The following is a 20969-nucleotide window of genomic DNA, read 5'->3' on the forward strand; positions in this document are numbered from 1 at the left end:
CTGGTATTGGGGTAACCGCGGCGTAGAGTTGCGCCATCACCCCAATAACGGTTACGCCTGCCACTCTTGCGATAGAGCAGCCCAGCCGAGGCCAAGACTTACCTAGATACCCACGCGCATCACAGGCAAGCCAGCCCTCAAAGAGACCGCGTTATACCTTCAAGGTGCGGGTCATGCGCAACGCCAACACACTGCCGGCCACAATCACCGCCGCCAGCAGGTACAGCGCCATGTCCGTGGACCCGGTGGCATCCTTCACAAAGCCGACGATATACGGGCTCAAGAACCCTGCCATCTGCCCCATGGAGTTGATCAGCGCCAGGCCGCCAGCCGCCGCACCCGCGCTGAGCAGGGCAGTGGGTACCGGCCAGAACATCGGCAGGCCGGTAAGGGCACCCATGGTGGCGATGGTCAGGCCGAGAATCGCAAGCGCCGGGGTGGTGGCGAAGTTCACCGCAATCACCAAGCCAATCGCACCCATCAACATCGGCACCACCAAGTGCCAGCGACGTTCCTTGCGCAAGTCGGCGGAGCGGCCCACCAACAGCATGAACACGGCGGCCAGCAGGTACGGAATCGCACTCAGCCAGCCAATCACCAGGTTATCGCTGAAGCCCAGGTTCTTGATGATGGATGGCAGCCAGAAGTTGATGGCATACACGCCGCTCTGGATACAGAAGTAGATCAGGCCGAACGCCCAGATCGCCGGGTTCTTGAACACTTCGCCGAGCGAATCGGTGGTGGTTTTCGGTTTGTTGGCCAAGTCCGTCGCCTGATCGGCTTCCAGCACTGCACGTTCATGGGGCGTGAGCCACTTGGCGTTGGCAAAGCTGTCGCTGAGCAGGAAGTAGGCGAGGGCGCCCAGGATCACCGTGGGAATGCCTTGCAGCAGGAACATCCACTGCCAGCCCGCAAGGCCGCCTTGGCCGGCGGCGAAGTGGTTGAGGATCCAGCCGGAAAATGGGCTGCCCAGCAGGCCGGACACCGGAATTGCCGACATGAACAACGCCATGATCCGCCCACGGCGAAAGGTCGGGAACCACTGCGAGAGGTACAGCACCACGCCGGGGAAGAACCCGGCTTCTGCGGCACCGGTCAACAGGCGCAAGCCGTAGAAGTGGCTGGGAGTGGTGACGAACAGCAGGCAGGTGGAAAGAGTGCCCCAGACGATCATCATCAGTGCAATCCAGCGCCGAGGGCCGAACCTGGTCAGCGCCAGGTTGCTCGGTACACCACACAGCACGTAGCCGATAAAGAAGATCCCGGCCCCCAGGCCGTACACGGTCTCGCTGAATTTCAACGCATCGAGCATCTGCAACTTGGCAAAGCCAACGTTCACCCGGTCCAGGTAGTTGAACAAGTAGCAGATAAAAATGAAGGGGATCAGGCGCAGGGTAATGCGCTTGTAGATGGCGTTTTTATCGTCATCGGTGGCCAGTGTGGCAGCGGCGCTCTGTGACATGGCAGTCTCTCTTTATTATGATTTTTCGCGATGCGAGGGTAACGTTGATCGCCCAAAGAGTCTCGGCCACCTTGCTGGGTGCTGTCTTTGTGCCCGCGCACAGTCAAGCAGGCTTTGCGCTGTGCCTCTGAACAACAGCATGAACAACAGCATGAACACCCCATGAACAACCGCGCCTTTCAAGGAACTTAGCCTCATGTTCGAGCTCGATCATGACCTGGCGCAGGATATCGTCAATCGCACCATGGCGATCCTGCCCTATAACGTCAACGTCATGGACAGCCAGGGGCTGATTCTGGGCAGTGGCGAGCCGGAGCGAATCAACACTCGCCATGAAGGCGCGCAGTTAGTGCTGGCCAATGGTCGCGTAGTGGAAATCGACGGCCAGACCGCCAAACACCTGAAGGGCGTGCTGCCCGGTATCAACTTGCCGTTGATGCACGACCAGCGCCTGATCGGCGTGCTGGGCATTACCGGCGAGCCGGCGTTGCTGCGCACCTATGCGCAACTGGTGCGCATGACCGCCGAAATGCTGGTGAGCCATCGCCATCAGCAAGCCGAGCAGCAATGGCGGCGCCAACGCTGTGATGACCTGCTGGCCTTGCTGCTGGCCGACAGCGGTAACTCGCCGCGCCTGGTGGATGAAGCCCAGCAGTTGGGGCTCAAGCCTCAGCTGGCCCGCACGCCCTACCTGTTCGAGTTAGGCGCAGGCCAATCGGCGGAGGCATTGAGTGCCTGGCTGACCAGCCGTTACCCGGACAGCTGGTGCGTGAGTTCCGCACAATTCTCGTTGTTGTGGTGCCGGCCTGCGTTGGCTCAAGTGGATAACCCAAGGCTGCTGGAAAAGCTTCAGGGTCTGGGCTGGAATATCTTGCGGGTCGCCGTCGGCGGGCAGGCCGATGGCCTCGCCGGGCTGCGTCGTTGTTACCGGCGTGTGGGGGATTTGCTGGCCTATGGTCGCGATATCCTGCCGCAATCGCAGCTGTTGACCCTCAATCGCTACCGCCTGCCGGTGATGCTTTGGCGTCATCGCAACGACGATGCCTTGGACGAACTGCTCAACCCCTTGCGCAAAGTCCTGGCCAGGGACACCAACGGCCAGCTGTTGGCTACTTTGCGCAGCTGGTGTGAACACGATGGCCAAAGCCAGGCCTGTGCCGACGCCCTGGGCATTCATCGCAACAGCCTGCGTTACCGCATGGAACGCATTGCCGAACTCAGCGGCGTCGACCCGCTGACCCTTGACGGCATGCTCGCGCTGTACCTTGGCGTGCAGCTATTGCCCCAGGCTTTGTCGCAATGAACAACAAACCTCTCCCGCACTTGTGCATCGGACCGGCGTCATTGCCGATGGCAACTGGCAGCATGGGCGTTATAAAAACCGGAGAAAGCCCATGAAAATCATCATCGCCCCCGACTCATTCAAGGACAGCCTGAGTGCCGAAGGCGTAGCCCAGGCGATTGCCGACGGCCTCGCGCAGGTGTGGCCGGATGCACAGGTAGTCCAGTGCCCGATGGCCGACGGCGGTGAAGGCACGGTGGACTCGGTTCTCGCCGCCTGCCATGGCGAGCTGCGTCGCGAAACGGTGAGCGGGCCACTGGGCGAGGCGGTGGAGGCACGCTGGGGCTGGCTTGCCGACAGCCATACTGCGATGATCGAAATGGCTGAAGCCAGTGGCTTGCAACGTGTACCGACGGGCCAGCGTGATGCTTGCATCAGCAGCACATTCGGCACCGGCGAGCTGATCCGCGCCGCCCTGGATGCCGGTGCGCAGCGCATCATCCTGGCGATTGGCGGCAGCGCCACCAACGACGGCGGCGCGGGCGCGATGCAGGCGCTTGGCGTGCAGTTGTTCGACGCTCAGGGTCTGGCCCTTGCGCCCGGCGGCCTGGCCTTGGCAAACCTGGCGAGCATCAGCCTGGAACACCTGGACCCACGTTTGGCCCAGGTGCGTTTTGAAATCGCGGCCGACGTCAACAATCCACTGTGCGGGCCGCAGGGCGCCTCTGCCATTTTCGGCCCACAAAAAGGCGCCAACCCACAGCAAGTCGAACAGCTTGACGCGGCGCTTGGGCACTTTGCCGATCACTGCGCCCAGGTGCTGCCCAAAGACGTGCGCGATGAACCGGGCAGCGGCGCGGCAGGCGGTTTGGGGTTTGCCGCCAAGGCCTTTCTCGGCGCACAGTTTCGTGCAGGCGTGGAGGTGGTCGCCGAGCTGGTCGGCCTGGACTCGGCCGTGCGTGGTGCGGACCTGGTCATCACTGGCGAAGGCCGCTTCGACGCCCAGACCTTGCGCGGCAAAACACCTTTTGGTGTGGCACGGATTGCTCAACGTCATGGCGTGCCGGTCATCGTGATTGCCGGCACCTTGGGCGAAGGCTATGAGCAAATGTACGCCCATGGTGTTGACGCCGCCTTCGCCTTGCCGTCAGGCCCGATGAGCCTGGAACAGGCTTGCAGCGAGGCGCCGCGTCTGTTGCGCGAGCGCGCGGCGGACATAGCGCGGGTATGGCGCACAGCGTTCAGCCAGCGCAGTTAACAAGCCAGCTCCCACCCTAGCCAGCATGCAACCTTGCCGCCTACACTGGCCGGCCACTTGTCTTTCATAGGATGAAACGCAATGCACACACCTGAACCCCATATCGTGATCCAGCGCTTTACCGAAGCCCACCTCGAAGGCGTCGCTGCGCTCTATAACGAACCGGCCGTGTGCCGTCAGGTGCTGCAAATGCCTTACCAATCGGTGGAGGCCTGGCGCAACAAGCTGGCGTTGGATAATGAGCGGCGGCTACAGCTGGTGGCGGTGCATGGCGGCGAGGTCATCGGCCAGCTTGGCCTGGAGCAGACCCTGCGGGTGCGGCGCAGCCATGTCGGCTCGTTCGGCATGGGCGTGGCCACGGCCTGGCAGGGCAAGGGTGTAGGTTCCAGGTTGTTGGCGGCCGCGCTGGACGTGGCGGACAACTGGATGAACCTGCACCGCGTGGAACTCACGGTGTACGCCGACAATCAAGCCGCGCAAGGCCTGTACCGAAAGTTCGGCTTCGAAGTCGAAGGCCTGTTGCGCGATTACGCTTTGCGTGATGGCAAGTTTGTCGACACCGTCAGCATGGCGCGCCTGCGCCAATCGGCCTAATCCGCCAGTGCAAACGCCACCGCAGCCTGCGCATGCAGCTCGGTGGTGTCCAGCAACGGCAGGTGGCTGTGTTGTGGCTTGATCAGCAGGCCGATTTCCGTACAGCCAAGAATGATCGCCTGGGCACCCTGTGCCGCCAATGACTCGATCACGCGTTGATAAACCTGGCGCGAAGCCTCGCTGATCACCCCGACACACAACTCCTCATAAATGATCCGGTGCACGGCCTCGCGCTCGCGCGCGTCGGGCACGAGTACGGTCAAGCCCTGCGCGGCCAGGCGGGCCTTGAGAAAGTCCTGTTCCATGGTGAACGCGGTGCCCAGCAAGCCGACCGTCAGGGTGCCGGCTTCGACCGCTGCCGCTCCCGCCGCATCGGCAATATGCAGGAACGGAATCGACACCGCCGCCTCGATACGCGGCGCCACCAAATGCATGGTGTTGGTACACAGCACCACACAGTCGGCGCCACCCGCTTGCAGGCGGCGCGCGGCGTCTTCGAGGATCAGCGCGGTGTCATCCCAGCGCCCGGCGTGCTGGGCTTGTTCCACCGGACCGAAGTCCACGCTGTACATCAACAGTTGCGCCGAGCGCAGCGGCCCGAGCTGGTCGCGCACCCGCTGGTTGATGATGCGGTAATACTCGGCGCTGGACTCCCAGCTCATGCCGCCGATAAGGCCGATGGTGCGCATGCGATGCTCCGGAACAGAAATGTTGCCTCACCTTACCCACAGGCCACGGATTAGTCATACGCAGTTGCCGGCGAAATCACCGGTGCAGTTGCGCAGGCGTTAATCAAACGGTCAGCCGCCGCATCTGCCATGATCACCGCTCGCAACCTGGTTAACCCAAGGAAAATGGCAATGGACGATGTACAGCAACTGGGCGAGATGCTTCGTCATTACGCCGACAGCGAAGCGCATAAAAAACAGCAATTTGACCTGCAGTCAGCGCGCTGGGCACAAAAGCTCGGTGAGTTGTTCGGGCAGATCGAACAGTGGCTGGAACCGGTCAAGCGCGTTGGTTTGCTCGAGGTTCAGCGTGAAGCCTACGTCGCCAGCGGCCCGGGCCTGCCGGCCGAGAGTTCGACCTTCAAGACCGAAAAACTCACCGTGCATATCACCGGCAAGCCCGTGGAGTTTGTCCCGGAAGTGATGGGGGCCGGTGGTTTGATATCGGTGTCGGTGATGGGCCTTACCGCTGCTCGGCACGGCAGTGTGTCGCTGGTGCTGCCGGCCGATAAAAACGATTGGCTGTGGAAGAAAACCAATGGTTTGAAAGACCCGGACACCTTTGCCTTCGATGCCAACTTCCTGGCCACGCAACTGCAGAGCCTGATCCCGCGTGAGCGCGGCTGAAGGCTATTGGCTCGAGCCGGTCAAATGTGGGCGTGGAGCGCCGGCGTGATCGGGTAATCATTTTCGGGCGCGCAGGGCGAATTTCTTCGTTTTGCGCTTGATGAAACGTTTAATCAAACAAAAAAATGCACGCGCAAGCGCTTGCGTACGGAAATGCATCTGGCATAGAGTCGGGAACACTCGATTACAAAAATAATAAATCCAGGAGCTCATCCATGAGCCTTGAACCCTTGCTTGAGATGCAGGGCATCAGCAAAACCTTTAATGGTTTGCGCGTGCTCAAGAATGTCGGCCTGAAGGTTTACCCCGGTGAAATCCACGCCTTGATGGGTGAGAACGGCGCCGGTAAGTCAACCTTGATGAAAATCCTTTCCGGCGCTTACCAGGCCGACCCCGGCGGCGAAATCCGCATCGACGGCCAGCCCGTCGCCACCTTCGACCCCGCCACAGCCAAGACCCTCGGCATCGCCGTGATCTACCAGGAACTGAGCCTGTGCCCAAACCTAAGCGTGGCCGAGAACATCTACCTGGGCCGCGAACTGCGGCGTGGCTGGACCATCGACCGCAAAGGTATGCAGGAAGGTTGCATCGAAGTGTTGCAACGCCTGGGCGCCGAGTTCAAACCCGCCACGCCCGTCAGCAACCTGTCGATTGCCGAGCGCCAATTGGTTGAAATCGCCCGCGCCCTGCATGCCCACGCACGCATTCTGGTGATGGACGAGCCGACCACGCCGCTGTCATCGCGCGAAACCGACCGCCTGTTTGCCTTGATCAAACAACTGCGCAGCCAGGGCCTGGCGATCATCTATATCAGCCACCGCATGGCCGAGATCTACGAGTTGTCGGACCGGGTCTCGGTGCTGCGCGACGGCCAGTACATCGGCGAACTGACTCGCGATGCGCTGTCGGCCGAAGTGCTGGTGAAGATGATGGTCGGCCGCGATCTGTCAGGCTTCTACAAGAAGGAACACGCCGCGTACAACCCCGGCAACGTGGTGATGCGTGTGCGCGACATGGCCGACGGCAAACGCGTGCGCCAGTGCAGTTTTGACCTGCATGCCGGTGAAGTGCTGGGCATTGCCGGGCTGGTCGGGGCAGGGCGCACGGAACTGGCACGGCTGATCTTCGGCGCCGACCCGCGCACTTGCGGCACCCTGGAAGTGGTCGGCAAGACCGTCACCCAACTGCGAAACCCGGCGGATGCGATTCGCGCAGGTGTCGTCTACCTCACCGAAGACCGCAAGGCTCAAGGCCTGTTCCTGGACATGAGCGTGGCCGACAACATCAACGTGTGCGCCTGTGTGCCGGATGCGCATGCCGGTGGCGTGCTGGACCGTGGGCACGCGGCGCAACGTGCCAATGATGCGATCAAGTCACTGTCGATTCGCGTGGCGTCGGGCAAGGTCAATGTCGGCGCACTGTCCGGCGGCAATCAACAAAAGGTGCTGTTGGCGCGGCTGCTGGAGGTCAAGCCGCATGTGCTGATCCTCGACGAGCCGACTCGCGGCGTGGACATCGGCTCCAAGTCCGAGATCTACCGCATCATCAATCAACTGGCGCTGGCCGGTGTGGGCATTGTGGTGATCTCCAGCGAGCTGCCGGAAATCATCGGCACCTGCGACCGTGTGCTGATCATGCGCGAAGGCCAGTTAGTGGCCGAAGTCGGCGGGGCTTCGGGCCACGTCATTTCCCAGGAACGAATTATCGACCTCGCCACTGGTGGCGATCAGGTGGCTGCCCATGGCTGATTCAATGATTGCAACAACTGGCAAGGCCGAACGCGTGCGTGAGCTGATGCGCACCGTCGGCATGCTGCCCGTGCTGGTCTTGCTGCTGGTGGGCTTTGCCCTGGCCAGCGAAAACTTCCTCACGGTGCAGAACCTGTCGATCATCACCCAGCAAGCCTCGGTGAATGTGGTGTTGGCGGCGGGCATGACCTTTGTGATCCTGACGGCGGGTATTGACCTGTCGGTGGGCGCGATTCTGGCGGCGTCTGCAGTGGTGGCCTTGCAGGCATCGATGTCGCCGCAGTTCGGCATGTTCGGGATTGCGGCGGGCATTGGTTTTGGCCTGTTGCTGGGCTTGGTCAACGGCGGGCTGATCGCTTTCATGCGGCTGCCGCCGTTTATCGTCACCCTGGGGGCGCTGACCGCCATGCGTGGCCTGGCGCGGTTATTGGCCGATGACAAGACCGTGTTCAACCCCGACCTGCCGTTTGCGTTTATCGGCAATGACTCCGTGCTCGGCGTGCCGTGGCTGGTGATCATCGCCGTGGCTGTGGTGCTGCTGTCCTGGTTCATATTGCGCCGCACCGTGATGGGCGTGCAGATCTATTCGGTGGGCGGCAACCCGGAGGCGGCGCGGCTGTCGGGCATCAAGGTGTGGAAAGTGCTGCTGTTTGTGTATGCCATGTCCGGCGCTTTGGCCGGGCTTGGCGCCGTGATGAGCGCCTCGCGCCTGTTCGCCGCCAACGGCCTGCAACTGGGGCAATCCTATGAGCTGGATGCCATTGCGGCGGTGATCCTGGGTGGCACCAGTTTTACCGGCGGCGTGGGCACCATCGGTGGCACGCTGATCGGCGCACTGATTATCGCGGTACTCACCAACGGCCTGGTGCTGCTGGGGGTATCGGATATCTGGCAGTACATCATCAAGGGCATCGTGATCATCGGCGCGGTGGCGCTGGATCGCTATCGCCAGTCCGGCGCACGAACCTGATTCACCTCAACAACAATCACAAGAGAGACCGGTATGAACTTCAAACGTATCTTTCCCGTTATGGCCTTGGCTGCCCTGATGTCCCATGGCGTCGAAGCCCGCGAACTCAAAGCCCTGGGCATCAGCATGGGCTCGCTCGGCAACCCGTATTTCGTGACCCTGGCCGACGGCGCCACTGCGCGGGCCAAAGAGCTGAACCCTGCTGTGAAGGTCACCTCGGTGTCGGCCGACTATGACTTGAGCAAGCAGTTTTCCCAGATCGACAACTTCATCTCATCCAAGGTTGACCTGATCCTGCTTAATGCCGTCGACCCATCGGCCATGGCCTCGGCGATCAAGAAAGCCAGGGATGCCGGCATTGTGGTAGTGGCGGTGGATGTGGACGCCAAAGGCGTAAACGCCACGGTGCAAACCGACAATGTCGAAGCTGGCAAGCTGGCCTGCCAGTTCCTGGTGGACAAGCTGGCGGGCAAGGGCAATGTGATTATCCAGAACGGCCCGCAAGTGACCGCCGTGACCGACCGCGTCAAAGGCTGCAAGGCGGCATTGGCCGGTGCACCGGACATCAAGGTGCTGTCCGATGACCAGGACGGCAAAGGCTCACGCGAAGGTGGCTTGAATGTGATGCAGGGTTACCTCACGCGTTTCCCGAAAATCGACGGCTTGTTCGCGATCAATGACCCACAAGCCATCGGCAGCGACCTGGCGGCCAAACAGCTCAAGCGCAGCGGCATCATTATTACTTCGGTGGACGGTGCGCCGGATATCGAAAACGCGCTGAAGACCGACACCCAGATCCAGGCCTCTGCCAGCCAGGACCCTTGGGCCATGGCCCAGACTGCCGTCAACGTCGGCAATGACATTCTCAATGACAGAGCCCCGGCCGAAGCGGTTACCCTGCTCACGCCAAAACTGATCACCCGCGACAACGTTGCGACGTACAGCGGCTGGTCGAGTAAACATTGAGTTAAAGGGGAAAGCGTCGTGGTCACCATGGATGACGTGGCAAGCCGGGCCGGGGTGTCCACCTCGACCGTGTCCCACGTGTTGAACGGCACCCGCAAGGTCAGCCCGGCCACGGTGCAGGCGGTGCAGCGCGCGATTCAGGCGTTGGGCTATATCCCCAATACCCTGGCGCGCTCGCTGGCGCGCTCGAGCACCAATACCATTGGCGTGGCGATCTCGGCGCTGTCCAACCATTACTTCAGCGAAACCGTGCAAGCGATTGAAACCGAGTGCGTGCGCCACGGCTACATGATGCTGTTTGCCGACCCGCACGACGACCCGGAGCAGGAATTGCGGGTGGTCACGGCGCTGCATCACCGGCGGGTCGACGGGATTTTATTGGCGCCGTCGACCGGCTCCAGCGCGTTGGAATATCTGCAGGCCAACGAGATGCCGACGGTGCTGGTGGACCGCATGATGAGCGAGCAGTTTGATCAGGTTGGGGTGGAGAACACCCAGTCCACCCAGGCGCTGGTCGCACACTTGATTGAACATGGGCACCGGCGCATCGGCTTTATTGCCGGGCGCGAAGGGCTGAGCACTACCGATGAACGCGTGGCCGGTTACCGTGCGGCGTTACAGGCAGCGGGGCTGGTGTTCGACCCACAGTTACTGGTCAACGGCGGTTCCAACAGCGCGCCTGCGCGACAAGCAACCGCGCAGTTGTTGGCGTTACCGGTGCCACCCACGGCAATCATGGCCGGCAATAACCTGATGACGCTGGGCGCCATGCACGCTCTGCGTGACGCGCGCATCGAGGTGCCAGGCCAGATGGCCCTGGTGGGCTTTGATGATTTTGACTGGGCGGACTTCTTCGTGCCACGCCTGACCCTGATCGCCCAGCCGGTCAAGGAACTGGGCGCCCGCGCGGTGCATATGCTGCTGCAACGCATGGCCACGCCCGGCGCACCCACCCAAAGCGTGCGCCTGGCGCCGAGCCTGCAACGGCGTGACTCTTGTGGCTGTATTGAAGTGGAATAATCTACGTATGCGCAACCCTGTTTCCCTCGGCATAGACCTCGGCACGTCAGAGCTCAAGGCGATTTTGATGGACGTCGACGGCAGCGTGCTGGCCCACGTCGGTGTGCGCCTTGGCGTTTCACGGCGCCACAGCGGCTGGTCCGAACAGGCCCCCGAAGACTGGTGGCAAGCCTGTTTGCAAGCGCTGGCGCAGCTGCGCGAGCATGCGGCGTTTGCCCGTGTGGCGTGCATCGGCCTGTCCGGGCAGATGCATGGCGCGGTATTGCTGGGCAAATATGACCGCGTGTTGTACCCGGCCATCCTGTGGGATGACGCGCGCGCAGTGGCCCAGGCCGCGCAACTGGGCAGCGGGTTTGCCGAAACCACCGGCAGCCTGCCAATGGCCGGGCTGACGGCGCCCAAACTGCTGTGGCTGCAACAGCATGAACCCGAGGTATTCAAGGCGATTGAGTGTGTGCTGTCGCCCAAGGATTACCTGCGGTTACGCCTGACAGGCGAGCGCATCAGCGATATGTCGGATGCCGCCGGCACCCTGTGGCTGGACGTCGCGCAGCGCGAATGGTTTGCGCCGATGCTCCACGCCACCGGCCTGACGTTGGCACACATGCCCCGGCTGGTGGAAGGCGGTGCGGCGAGCGGTGTACTGAATGTAAGCGGGTTGGGCCTGTCGCCCGAGGTGGTGATTGCCGGTGGTGGTGGCGATAACCCGGTGGCGGCGGTCGGCATCGGTGCGGTCAATGCCGGTGACGGCTTTATCACCTTGGGCACCAGCGCGGCTATCGTCGCCATCACCGACCACGCCGCCGGCAACCCGGCCAGCGCCGTGCACAGTTTCTGCCACGCCTTGCCCAACCGCTGGTACACCATGGGCGCCATGCTCGCCGGCGCCAGTTGCTTGCGCTGGGTGACGCGCTTGACTGGCCAGCCGGATGAACAAACATTGCTGGATCAGGTGCAGGCGCAGCTGCCCATCGAGCAGCCGGCGCCGCTGTCGACGCCGTTGTTTCTGCCGTACCTGGCCGGTGAACGCACGCCGCACAACGACCCGTTATTGCGCGGTGGGTTTATGAACCTGGGGCATGACTGCACCCCGGCGATGCTCGGTTATGCGGTGATGGAAGGCGTAGGTTTCGGCTTGCTCGATGCGCTGCGTGCGGTGCAATCGACCGGTGCCGACGTGACCGCCTGCGCCTTGGTCGGCGGCGGGGCCCGGAGTGCGTATTGGGCGCAGTTGCTGGCCAATATCCTCCAGCGGGAGATCTTCACGCTGCACGGCAGTGAATTGAGCGCGTCTGTGGGGGCGGCGAAGCTGGGGTTTATGGCGATTGGCATAGACCTGTTGGCCGCAGGGATGAGGGTGAAAATGCGCTACATCCCGGATACCCGGCAACAAATGACGCTGAAGGCCCGATACTGCAAATTCCAAGGCTTGCTGACTGCTGCAAAAGCGTTGCACGACTAACACTGCGAACACAGCTCTTGTGGCGAGCAGGCTTGCCCTGCGCTGGGGCGCGAAGCGGCCCCTATAACTGACGACGCAATACACCTGGAAATACGCGGTGACTGTTTTGGGGCTGCTACGCAGCCCAACGCAGGGCAAGCCTGCTTGCCACAACAAGCCTGCTCGCCACAGGGAGCCTGTTTGGTAGAACAGGTCGGTGCATCCAGTAAGCTTTTTATAACCAGGCCGCATCCCATAACGGATAATCGCCAATGTGTTCCACCAGCCCGGCTCTTAGCGGGTTAGCAATGATATAGCGGGCCATTTTCAGAACATCTTCATCGGCTCGAACGGCGCGGTCATGGTAACCACGCTGCCAGAATCTTTCTCGACTGCCTCGGGCTCGATTGATGCTGAGTGTGCTGCGCGACTTGGTCTGGCGCATCACATCGCGCAGAGTTGAGTTGTTCAGGTCGAACAACCAATGAAAATGATCCGGCATCACCACCCACGCCAGTGAGTTGACCTGGCCCGCTTCGTGAGTTCGTTTAAATTCTGCGACCAACAAACGGCCTAGCTGGAAATCTCGAAACAAGGGCAGACGCTGATGTACCACGGCAGTGACCAAATAAGCACGACCGGTTTCTGAATAGCGGCCACGACGTAACAGATGGGAGTTGGGTTGAGGAGACACGCCGTTGTTCCTTGCATGAATAAGAGACTTTGACGCTAGCAGTGCAATTGGCCCAGCCCGGGAGACTTGCATGTCCCGATATTTCTACCCCCATCCCCCTGTGTTGAATTGGCGTGTTGTGGCGAGCAGGCTTGCCCTGCGTTGGGGCGCGAAGCGGCCCCTGCATCTGACGATGCAATACACCTGGAAATACGCGGTGACTGTTTTAGGGCTGCTGCGCAGCCCAACGCAGGGCAAGCCTGCTCGCCACGGGAAGCCTGTTTGCAATACTCAGTGGGTGTTATCCACCAGCTCGCGCAGTACGGTCAGCAACGATGTTTCCCCCTTAAGCACCTGCTCATGCTCAAAACAGATCCAGCCTTCATTGAATCCATCGACCATGCGCATACGTGGCAGTGGGTTCTGAGCGCCCTGGGCGCGCAACAAGGCTTCCCAGGTGTCACGCGCCACCCCTTCAGCGTGCACGTCGCGGCCGAGCACCTGTGACAAGCCTTGGGCGATGTCGTTGGGGCTGACCCATTGGCCTTCCAGTTCAACCACCCGATGGCCGGCCCACGCCTGTTGCAGCAACTGCGCGGCGAGGGTGCCGATATCCGCCGTGGCGATCATCGGCACCGACTTGTCCAGAGGTTGCAGAAAGCTGTGGATCACGCCGGTTTCCCGCGCAGCAATCAGGTCGTACGCCGCATTTTCCATAAACCACGCGGGGCGCAGGAAGGTGACCGGGAGGTCCAGCGCGCTCAGGGCCTGTTCCATCAGGGTGCGTTGGGTCAGCAAGTTGACCTCAGTAGCCTGGGCACCGATGGTCGAGAGGCACAGCACCTTGTTCGGCGCAGCTGCCTGCAACGCCTGGCTGACTGCGGCAATCACCGCACGGGCTTCGGGAAAACCCGGCTGCGGATCAAACCCGGGAGGCGGCAGGATAAACACGCCGGTTGCGCCCATGAACGCTTCGGTTAATGCCTGTGCGTCGTCCATCTGCGCAAACACTACTTCGCAACCTTGATCGGCCCAAAAAGCTGCTTTGCCCGCATCGCGAATCACCGCGCGCACCGGCTGGCCAGCTTTGATGAGGTTACGCGCGAGTGCGCCGCCGACTTTGCCGGTAATACCCGTAATCACATACATGAGCTTTATACCTGTGGTTTCCATTGAGTGGAGCCCAGCATAAAGATCGGCCAGTGATGACAGAATAGCGATTGCGTCACTGCTTTAATGACGCAAAATCACTAATCGGCGAGAGGCGGCAAACGGCGTTTTACCGGGGTTTTCTTGACGATGGCTGTGTTGGTTTCGGCATACACGTTAAGGCGGTCGAGCAGGCTGTCGAGTTGGTCCATGGTGCGCACATGCAGGCGCGCGATAAAGCAGTCGTCGCCGGTGACCTTGTCGCACTCGGTGAACTCGGGGATCGCCTGGATCTGGCGCTCCACCTCCTGCAACTTGCCGGGCAGGGGGCGGATACGCACGATGGCTTGCAGCAGGTAGCCGAAGTGTTTGGGGTCAATGTCAACCGTGTAGTGGGTGAGCACGCCGCGCTCTTCAAGGCGCCGCAAGCGCTCGCCGACACTGGGCGATGACAGCCCGGTAATGCCCGCCAAGGCCTTGAGCGACAGGCGCGAGTCGTCCATCAAGGCGCTGATCAGTTGCTGGTCGATGGTGTCAATCATGCTGCCTGCCTAATAACAAAAGGTGAATAAAGGGTTTTGCCTTTTTTAGTCGCTGGAGCCGCTGACCAGCAGATTGCCATAATTGCGCCTCACTTGAGGAGCTTTCATCGTGGACACATCTATCCGTCGCGGGTCGTGGGAAATGGTCGCCGCCATGCTGATTTCGGGCACCATCGGCTGGTTTGTATTGGTCTCTGGTGTATCGGTGATCGAGGTGGTGTTCTGGCGCTGCGTGATCGGCGCACTGGCCTTGTTGCTGGTCTGCGCATTGTTGGGTTATCTGCGCCTGGAATTGCTCACCTGGGCCAAGTTCGGCCTGGCGATGCTCAGTGGCGTGGCCATCGTCGGCAACTGGCTGCTGTTGTTCGAATCCTATTCCCACGCCTCAATTGCCATCAGCACGGCGGTCTACAACGTGCAGCCGTTTATGTTGGTGATGCTGGCCGCGGTATTTCTCGGTGAGAAAATCACCGTGCAGAAAATGGCGTGGTTGAGCGTCGCGTTCCTCGGCATGTTGGCGATTGTCACCGCCCATGGTGAGCAGCAAAGCGGTGGCGAGGCTTACCTGGCAGGTATTGCGCTGGCCTTGGGCGCGGCATTTTTGTATGCGATTGCCGCGCTGATCATCAAGCGCCTGAAGGAAGTGCCGCCGCATTTGATGGCGTTGATCCAGGTGACAACCGGCGCACTGTTACTCGCGCCGCTGGTGCCCTGGAACAGCTTGCCGGTGTCAACCAATGCGTGGGCTGCACTGGTGACGCTTGGGGTGGTGCACACCGGTTTGATGTACGTGTTGTTGTACGGCGCGATCCAGAAACTGCCCACCGCCATCACCGGGGCACTGTCGTTTATCTATCCGATTGCGGCGATTTTTGTTGACTGGATTGCGTTCGGCCATCGCCTGGGCTGGCTGCAATGGCTGGGCGTGGCCGCAATCCTGCTGGCGGCAGCGGGGTTGCAGCGGGGCTGGTGGTGGCCCCGCGCCCCAAGGGCTAGTGCGTGCCCTGAAAGATGATGTTTTCCGGGTTGAAATGCTCCACCTTACTGCCCGGCTGCGGTAACCCAAGGATATGCCCCTTGATCTTGCCCACCACGTGCATCTCGCATGGCTTGCAGTCGAACTTGAGGGTCAGCACTTCGTCGCCGTGAATCAACTGCATCGGCGCCACCTTGGTTTTCACGCCGGTCACACCCTTGGCCTGTTTAGGGCACAGGTTGAACGAGAAACGCAGGCAGTGCTTGGTGATCATCACCGGCACCTCGCCGGTTTCTTCGTGGGCTTCGAAGGCCGCGTCGATCAGCTTGACGCCGTGACGGTGATAAAAATCACGGGCCTTCTGGTTGTAGACGTTGGCCAGGAACGACAAGTGCGCTTCCGGGTAGACCGGCGGCGGTGAGGTTTCAGCTTTGCGCCCGCCACGCGGGTGCGCGGCAACGCGTGCGGCAGTCAGTGCTTCGATCACTTCACGGCGCAAGGCCTTGAGCTGCGAGTTGGGGATGAAGAACGCCTGCGGCGCATCCAGCTCGATGTGCGTGGCGTGGTATTCGGTGGTGCCGAGTTGGCCGAGCAGATCGCGCAGGGTGTCGAGCGCCTGTTCCGGCTTGTTGGCCACGCCAAACGGGCCGGGCAGGATGACGCTGGCGCTGATGCCTTCTTCGCTGGTGGCGGTGACTTCAAGCTGGTCTTCACGCAGGCGTGCCACCCAGGCCAGGCCGATGCGGCGCTCGGCGGAGGTTTTGAGCAGCGCTTGTTGCCAGTTATGGTCGAGGTTGCGGTTCAGCGGATGGTTCGGGCGCAGTTGATGCAGGCCGGCCGGCATTTCATTTGGCTCGACGCGGTAGCGATAGCGCTTCTGGCCGTCTTCCTCGAACTCGCCCTTGGCTTCGGCGATGTTGGCACGGAAGCCCACCACTTCACGCTTGATCAGCACATTGAGACCGTCGCCATTGGACAGCGGCTCATGGGTGACCACCTGCAAGTCGCGCTTGCCGGCTTTTTCCACCACACCCACCGGCAGGCCGGTAAAGGTTGGGGTGTCGAAGGCGCCGATGTCGATCTTGCGGTCGCTGACGAAATAGTCGGTGCTGCCACGGTGGAAGGTTTTTTCCGGGTCGGGCAGGAAGAAGTGCGCGGTACGGCCGCTGGAGGCACGGGCCAGGTCCGTGCGGTCTTCGAGCACATCATCAAGGCGCTGGCGGTAATAGGCGGTGATGTTCTTCACATAGCCCATGTCTTTGTAGCGACCTTCGATCTTGAACGAACGCACGCCGGCTTCGACCAGGGCGCGGATGTTGGCGCTCTGGTTATTGTCTTTCATCGACAGCAGGTGCTTTTCAAAGGCCACGACGCGGCCCTGGTCATCTTTCAAGGTGTACGGCAGGCGGCAGGCCTGGGAGCAGTCGCCACGGTTGGCGCTGCGGCCATTTTGTGCGTGGGAGATATTGCACTGCCCGGAGAACGCCACGCACAGCGCACCGTGAATGAAGAACTCGATGGCGGCATCGGTCTCGTCAGCGATGGCGCGGATCTCTTGCAGGTTCAGCTCACGGGCCAATACCAACTGCGAGAAACCGGCCTGGTCGAGAAACTTGGCGCGGGCCAGGGTGCGGATATCGGTCTGGGTGCTGGCGTGCAACTCGATGGGCGGAATATCCAGCTCCATCACGCCCAGGTCTTGCACGATCAAGGCATCGACACCAGCGTCGTAGAGCTGATGGATCAGCTTGCGCGCAGGTTCCAGCTCGTTGTCATGCAGGATGGTGTTGATGGTGGTGAACACGCGGGCGTGGTAACGGCGGGCGAATTCCACCAGTTGAGCGATATCGCTCACCTCGTTGCACGCATTATGGCGCGCGCCGAAGCTTGGGCCGCCGATGTAGATGGCGTCGGCGCCATGCAAGATAGCCTCGCGCGCAATGGCGACATCACGGGCAGGGCTGAGCAATTCCAGGTGGTGCTTGGGCAAGGACATAGTTTTTTTAGTCAGGCTTGTCACGGTTGAGGCGCGCATTGTAGCTGTGAAATGCCTGACCGGCATCTACCGCAGGGCTGTCATGTAGGAACTGGCTTGCCTGCGATGCAGGCAACCCGGTACATCAGGCATACCGAGGTGATGCCATCGCAGGCAAGCCAGCTCCCACAGTGGATGTGTGCTGAGGCTTGGAACTCAGGCTTTGGCGGCCATCGCGGTGACTTCCACGCGCATGCCTTCTACCGCCAAGGCAGCCACGCCAACGGCGGCACGAACGGGCCAGGGCTTGGCGAAAAAGCGTTTGTAGACTTCGTTGAATGCCGCGCGGTCAGCCATGTCGGTGAGGTAGATGGTCAGGTGCATCACCCGGTCCATGGAGCTGCCGGCTTTCTCCAGCGCGACCTTCAGCGCTTGCAGGGTGCATTCGCTTTGCAGGGTGATATCGCCCAGTTCCAGGCTGCCGTCGGCGTGCGTCGGGATTTGGGTGGAAACCAGGATGCCATTGAAGCCGATGACGTCGCTGGAGATGGAGTCGGCATCCGGGTCGGGGGTGAAGGACAGGTCGTGGTTGGCCATGGGCGCCTCATAAAAGTTTGAACGAACGTTGGCGCGCAGTTTAAACACAGGGGACGGCAAGGTCACGGCGTCCGTTGCGGTGGTCGTTCACAACGTTGATGGGTAAGCTGGTGTGCTAAACAACGTTAAGTGAACGGAAGCACACCTAATGGCAAAAGAACTGATGACGGTGGCAGTGTGTTGGGACATGGATGCGAAGGTGTCAGCCAGCTTTGCCCATAGCGACAGAGAACTCTTCTATTTTTGCGATTGTTGCCTCGAAGAAGTTGTAGCTTCAATTTCGAAAAGGAATAACTTTTTTTTCAAAGCCCTGAATTCACACGAGCCGGGCTGCGCCCACGAAAAGGAGAAAACTCAAGCGTCCGACGTTCCTGTGCAACTCACTCCAAGACCTGCCCATATAGCGCCGCCGTTGATTCCCAGTCATCTGGGCAAACTGGCCAAGCGACGTAAAGGAGCCAAGCCTTCGCAGATGCAAAAGCAGGCTTTGGTAGCGCAGGTAAGTAAGGCGCCTGCCATGCACCCGGGCACATTGGCCGAAGTGGTCGACGCATGGTCCGCAATGTCAGTGAGTAAACATCAGCAAGTGCCGTTATCGATCGCCGGGCAACAACTGACTTACTTCGATGCTTTCGCTCAGATGAACGCATCCCAAAAGAACATTGCGCTGCTGGGATGTGATCAGAAGGTCATGTATGCCCAAGCGACTGCCACTGTCCTGGACAAAGCCATCTTGGTCGTGACTTGGCTGAAGTTCGAGACAGCCAATAAGCCCGTGCCCATCCGTGTGAAAATCAAACCCAATGACCCTGTGGCTGAAGGCTGGACCAGTGGCCAGCACGTGAGATTATTCCTGCATGGTCCTGTTCCTACGCTCAATGCTCAGCAGACTTACTATGAAATGCAGCCGTCCACCGATTACAGCGGGTTCATTGTCAGGTCGTGAGACGTTTGAAAACGTGCTGCACAGCCCCAGACCGGTCTGCGCGGGCCACGAAACCATCGGCCCGCGCATCCAAGTCACTTACAACAGAGTAAACGGATAGTCGACGATCACCCGCAGCTCATTCAACTTGCCGTCGCGTTGGTCGGCGTTGGATGAAACCATGGCGTCACGCACACGAAACGACAGGTTCTTCGCCGGGCCGCTTTGCAGTACGTATTTGGCTTCCACATCGGTCTCGTGGTGGTCGCCGTCGGCGCCATAGTCGCCGGCGTAGGCACTGTTGGTCGGAGTGTGGGTGCCATTGATGTCCGAACCGTTGACGTAGCGGGTCATGAAGCTCAGGCCCGGTACGCCGTAGCTGGCCATGTTCAGGTCATAACGGATGCCCCACGACTGCTCGCCCGGCCCGTTGAAGTCGCCCCACTGGATCGAGTTGGCCAGGAACACCGAGTCGCCGCCTTCGCCCGCGCCGTTGTTGCCGGTACCGATGTAGTCGAACGGCGTGTCGCCGTGGACTTTCTGGAACGACAGCGTCAGGGTATGCGACGCCAGGAACGAGTAGGCCGCCGCCACCGAGTAGGTGGTGTTGTTGATGGCCCCGGCCTTGGCGCTGCCGGTGTCGAGGGTGCGGTACAGGTTGCCGTCCAGCGCGAGTGACTGGTCATGCCCCAGTGGGATCACGTAGTTGAGGTTGGTGTAGTACTGGCGCCAGATGTCTTCCAGCTCACCGGCATACAGGGTCGCGCTCAACGATGGGGTAAAGGTGTATTTGCCGCCGACAAAACTTGCGCTGTTGGCCGCCACGTTGGCGTAGGTCGCGTAGATATCGTGGTCATGGTTGCTGGTCATGCCGCTGTTGGTGCTGGTGAAGTGCCCGGCTTCCAGGTCCAGGCCTGCGATTTCGCTGCTGGTCAGGTCAAATCCGGTGGCGGTCTGCGGCAGAATGCGCGTGCCGCCGGTGGCGAATACCGGCGCGGTGGGTTGCATGTCACCGAATTTAAGCTGGGTTTTGGAAACCTTGATCTTTACCGCAGCGCCCACTGAGCCATAGCCATTTTCCGGGTCGCCATTGCGGTTGGTCGGTAATTCACCGGTGCCGGCATCGGCGTGGGTGGCGTCGAGTTTCATCGCGCCGTAGGCGTAGGCATCCACGCCAAAACCGATGGTGCCCTGGGTAAAGCCCGAGGCGTAGTTGAGCATCGCGCCTTGGGTCCAGTCGCGGTTGTCGGCCTTGCCACTTTGGCGGTCGCGGTCGAAGTAATAGTTACGCAATAACCCGGTAATGCTACTGCCGTCGATAAAACCTTTGGAATCGGCCTGGTCGCTGACTGACTCGGCGAGGGCCGCTTGGCTGATACTGGCGCACACCGCCAGCGTTAACAGGCTCCACTGTTTGATCATGTTGTTAGTTCCCCGGAATAATTAACGCGTGCACAGAAACACCGCATGCTTGGATAGCGCTTAAGGTTGTATGGCAGATGTTTCAGGTGAGCGTAATGCTGTTTTTATTGTGCTCGACGTGGTTGTCGAAGCTGATTTTTATCATATTTTTCGAGGGCTGCAGCGGTGCCGAGGATTAAACTCGATTAATTAAACTTCACCTCTTTTAATGTCCCATGGGTGTAGCGTTGACAGGGTCTTAGCCGCTCTGCTTCGACAAAACCTTTGGTTTGCCGCCGCAGGCTCTGCGGCGGATTTTTTAAGCTGATATCAATAAATATATATCCATGTTGATACTTCTAAGTCGCCATCAGTAGTGGCGATATGCTTGCGCGCGCCTAATTATTTTGTTTGTAACAAGACTGTTGCACTTACGCTCCAATAATCCTTCCCAGAGTGGCGTGAAAGACACACTGCGAGAAGGTGGACGTGGGAAATCCCAACGCCAATTACTGACGCAAGGCGCAACACCATCACTGTGGCGAGGGAGCTTGCTCCCGTTGGGCTGCACGGATGGAACGGGTTTAGAGGGGGGCCTTCGCCCCACCAGGGGTTACCTGCCCCCCCCCCTAGTT

Annotated in this window: 19 protein-coding genes; 11 read left to right on the forward strand and 8 right to left on the reverse strand. The window is 60.5% G+C overall.

What is annotated here, in order from left to right:
* Positions 1-151: 151 nt before the first annotated feature.
* Entirely contained in the window at positions 152-1462 is a 1311-nt protein-coding gene (locus GIW48_RS14915; protein WP_017135601.1) for an MFS transporter, read from the reverse strand.
* Positions 1463-1658: 196 nt separating this feature from the next.
* On the opposite strand from GIW48_RS14915, the gene GIW48_RS14920 reads away from it, so the two are divergent.
* The 3 genes from GIW48_RS14920 to GIW48_RS14930 all read left to right on the forward strand — a co-directional run bounded on the left by GIW48_RS14920 (position 1659) and on the right by GIW48_RS14930 (position 4596).
* Complete coding sequence (locus GIW48_RS14920) at positions 1659-2765, forward strand: sugar diacid recognition domain-containing protein (protein ID WP_236460633.1); 1107 nt, start codon at positions 1659-1661, stop codon at positions 2763-2765.
* A gap of 91 nt (positions 2766-2856) precedes the next feature.
* The gene (locus GIW48_RS14925) at positions 2857-4002 is read left to right on the forward strand and encodes a glycerate kinase (protein ID WP_186616903.1); all 1146 of its coding nucleotides are present in this window, start codon (positions 2857-2859) and stop codon (positions 4000-4002) included.
* Between the two features lie 81 nt (positions 4003-4083).
* Entirely contained in the window at positions 4084-4596 is a 513-nt protein-coding gene (locus GIW48_RS14930; protein ID WP_017135604.1) for a GNAT family N-acetyltransferase, read from the forward strand.
* Here GIW48_RS14930 and GIW48_RS14935 read toward each other — a convergent pair.
* Positions 4593-5285 (reverse strand): aspartate/glutamate racemase family protein, encoded by a 693-nt coding sequence (locus tag GIW48_RS14935; RefSeq protein ID WP_017135605.1) that lies wholly within the window; start codon positions 5283-5285, stop codon positions 4593-4595. The two genes, GIW48_RS14930 and GIW48_RS14935, sit on opposite strands and share 4 nt — an antisense overlap.
* Positions 5286-5456: 171 nt before the next feature.
* Here GIW48_RS14935 and GIW48_RS14940 point away from each other — a divergent pair, with 171 nt between their 5' ends.
* The 6 genes from GIW48_RS14940 to xylB all read left to right on the forward strand — a co-directional run bounded on the left by GIW48_RS14940 (position 5457) and on the right by xylB (position 12117).
* Positions 5457-5951, forward strand: coding sequence for a hypothetical protein (locus tag GIW48_RS14940; protein WP_169985987.1), 495 nt, complete (start codon positions 5457-5459; stop codon positions 5949-5951).
* A gap of 215 nt (positions 5952-6166) precedes the next feature.
* Positions 6167-7699, forward strand: a complete 1533-nt coding sequence (locus tag GIW48_RS14945) for a sugar ABC transporter ATP-binding protein (RefSeq protein WP_138449494.1) — start codon at positions 6167-6169, stop codon at positions 7697-7699.
* Positions 7692-8669 carry an ABC transporter permease subunit gene (locus tag GIW48_RS14950; protein ID WP_017135608.1) on the forward strand — a complete coding sequence of 326 codons (978 nt, stop codon included), beginning with the start codon at positions 7692-7694 and terminating at the stop codon, positions 8667-8669. Before GIW48_RS14945 ends, GIW48_RS14950 begins: the two co-directional genes overlap by 8 nt.
* 33 nt (positions 8670-8702) lie before the next feature.
* On the forward strand, positions 8703-9635 hold the full coding sequence (locus GIW48_RS14955; RefSeq protein ID WP_170037178.1) for an ABC transporter substrate-binding protein: 933 nt from the start codon (positions 8703-8705) through the stop codon (positions 9633-9635).
* An 18-nt stretch (positions 9636-9653) separates the two neighbouring features.
* Positions 9654-10655: a LacI family DNA-binding transcriptional regulator gene (locus GIW48_RS14960; protein ID WP_186616901.1), complete on the forward strand. Its 1002-nt coding sequence runs from the start codon at positions 9654-9656 to the stop codon at positions 10653-10655.
* A gap of 7 nt (positions 10656-10662) precedes the next feature.
* On the forward strand, positions 10663-12117 hold the full coding sequence (xylB, locus tag GIW48_RS14965; RefSeq protein WP_236460635.1) for a xylulokinase: 1455 nt from the start codon (positions 10663-10665) through the stop codon (positions 12115-12117).
* A 214-nt stretch (positions 12118-12331) separates the two neighbouring features.
* On the opposite strand, the gene GIW48_RS14970 is transcribed toward xylB, so the two are convergent.
* The 3 genes from GIW48_RS14970 to GIW48_RS14980 form a co-directional block, all read right to left on the reverse strand.
* Entirely contained in the window at positions 12332-12790 is a 459-nt protein-coding gene (locus GIW48_RS14970) for an REP-associated tyrosine transposase (RefSeq protein WP_170037187.1), read from the reverse strand.
* A 270-nt stretch (positions 12791-13060) separates the two neighbouring features.
* Complete coding sequence (locus GIW48_RS14975) at positions 13061-13918, reverse strand: NmrA family NAD(P)-binding protein (RefSeq protein WP_186616899.1); 858 nt, start codon at positions 13916-13918, stop codon at positions 13061-13063.
* A gap of 101 nt (positions 13919-14019) precedes the next feature.
* Positions 14020-14460, reverse strand: a complete 441-nt coding sequence (locus GIW48_RS14980) for an Lrp/AsnC family transcriptional regulator (protein ID WP_099549775.1) — start codon at positions 14458-14460, stop codon at positions 14020-14022.
* A gap of 109 nt (positions 14461-14569) precedes the next feature.
* On the opposite strand from GIW48_RS14980, the gene GIW48_RS14985 reads away from it, so the two are divergent.
* Positions 14570-15475: a DMT family transporter gene (locus GIW48_RS14985; RefSeq protein WP_138449487.1), complete on the forward strand. Its 906-nt coding sequence runs from the start codon at positions 14570-14572 to the stop codon at positions 15473-15475.
* Here the strand turns inward: GIW48_RS14985 and GIW48_RS14990 are convergent.
* On the reverse strand, positions 15453-17432 hold the full coding sequence (locus GIW48_RS14990; RefSeq protein ID WP_170037196.1) for a peptidase U32 family protein: 1980 nt from the start codon (positions 17430-17432) through the stop codon (positions 15453-15455). The genes GIW48_RS14985 and GIW48_RS14990 overlap by 23 nt on opposite strands.
* Before the next feature lie 195 nt (positions 17433-17627).
* Complete coding sequence (locus tag GIW48_RS14995) at positions 17628-18008, reverse strand: RidA family protein (RefSeq protein ID WP_017135617.1); 381 nt, start codon at positions 18006-18008, stop codon at positions 17628-17630.
* Between the two features lie 148 nt (positions 18009-18156).
* Here GIW48_RS14995 and GIW48_RS15000 point away from each other — a divergent pair, with 148 nt between their 5' ends.
* Positions 18157-18954: a hypothetical protein gene (locus GIW48_RS15000; RefSeq protein WP_170037199.1), complete on the forward strand. Its 798-nt coding sequence runs from the start codon at positions 18157-18159 to the stop codon at positions 18952-18954.
* A gap of 78 nt (positions 18955-19032) precedes the next feature.
* On the opposite strand, the gene GIW48_RS15005 is transcribed toward GIW48_RS15000, so the two are convergent.
* Positions 19033-20355: an OprD family porin gene (locus GIW48_RS15005; RefSeq protein WP_236460636.1), complete on the reverse strand. Its 1323-nt coding sequence runs from the start codon at positions 20353-20355 to the stop codon at positions 19033-19035.
* Between the last annotated feature and the right edge of the window lie 614 nt (positions 20356-20969).

It is taken from the genome of Pseudomonas sp. PA-6-3C, from assembly GCF_021605825.1.
GTDB classification, from domain to species: Bacteria; Pseudomonadota; Gammaproteobacteria; order Pseudomonadales; family Pseudomonadaceae; genus Aquipseudomonas; species Aquipseudomonas edaphica.

Excerpts from the sequence above, each read along its gene's own strand:
- GIW48_RS14915 (WP_017135601.1), bottom strand. The coding sequence starts at position 1,462 with ATGTCACAGAGCGCCGCTGCCACACTGGCCACCGATGACGATAAAAAC.
- GIW48_RS14920 (WP_236460633.1), top strand. The coding sequence starts at position 1,659 with ATGTTCGAGCTCGATCATGACCTGGCGCAGGATATCGTCAATCGCACC.
- GIW48_RS14925 (WP_186616903.1), top strand. The coding sequence starts at position 2,857 with ATGAAAATCATCATCGCCCCCGACTCATTCAAGGACAGCCTGAGTGCC.
- GIW48_RS14930 (WP_017135604.1), top strand. The coding sequence starts at position 4,084 with ATGCACACACCTGAACCCCATATCGTGATCCAGCGCTTTACCGAAGCC.
- GIW48_RS14935 (WP_017135605.1), bottom strand. The coding sequence starts at position 5,285 with ATGCGCACCATCGGCCTTATCGGCGGCATGAGCTGGGAGTCCAGCGCC.
- GIW48_RS14940 (WP_169985987.1), top strand. The coding sequence starts at position 5,457 with ATGGACGATGTACAGCAACTGGGCGAGATGCTTCGTCATTACGCCGAC.
- GIW48_RS14945 (WP_138449494.1), top strand. The coding sequence starts at position 6,167 with ATGAGCCTTGAACCCTTGCTTGAGATGCAGGGCATCAGCAAAACCTTT.
- GIW48_RS14950 (WP_017135608.1), top strand. The coding sequence starts at position 7,692 with ATGGCTGATTCAATGATTGCAACAACTGGCAAGGCCGAACGCGTGCGT.
- GIW48_RS14955 (WP_170037178.1), top strand. The coding sequence starts at position 8,703 with ATGAACTTCAAACGTATCTTTCCCGTTATGGCCTTGGCTGCCCTGATG.
- xylB (WP_236460635.1), top strand. The coding sequence starts at position 10,663 with ATGCGCAACCCTGTTTCCCTCGGCATAGACCTCGGCACGTCAGAGCTC.
- GIW48_RS14975 (WP_186616899.1), bottom strand. The coding sequence starts at position 13,918 with ATGTATGTGATTACGGGTATTACCGGCAAAGTCGGCGGCGCACTCGCG.
- GIW48_RS14980 (WP_099549775.1), bottom strand. The coding sequence starts at position 14,460 with ATGATTGACACCATCGACCAGCAACTGATCAGCGCCTTGATGGACGAC.
- GIW48_RS14990 (WP_170037196.1), bottom strand. The coding sequence starts at position 17,432 with ATGTCCTTGCCCAAGCACCACCTGGAATTGCTCAGCCCTGCCCGTGAT.
- GIW48_RS14995 (WP_017135617.1), bottom strand. The coding sequence starts at position 18,008 with ATGGCCAACCACGACCTGTCCTTCACCCCCGACCCGGATGCCGACTCC.
- GIW48_RS15000 (WP_170037199.1), top strand. The coding sequence starts at position 18,157 with ATGGCAAAAGAACTGATGACGGTGGCAGTGTGTTGGGACATGGATGCG.
- GIW48_RS15005 (WP_236460636.1), bottom strand. The coding sequence starts at position 20,355 with ATGATCAAACAGTGGAGCCTGTTAACGCTGGCGGTGTGCGCCAGTATC.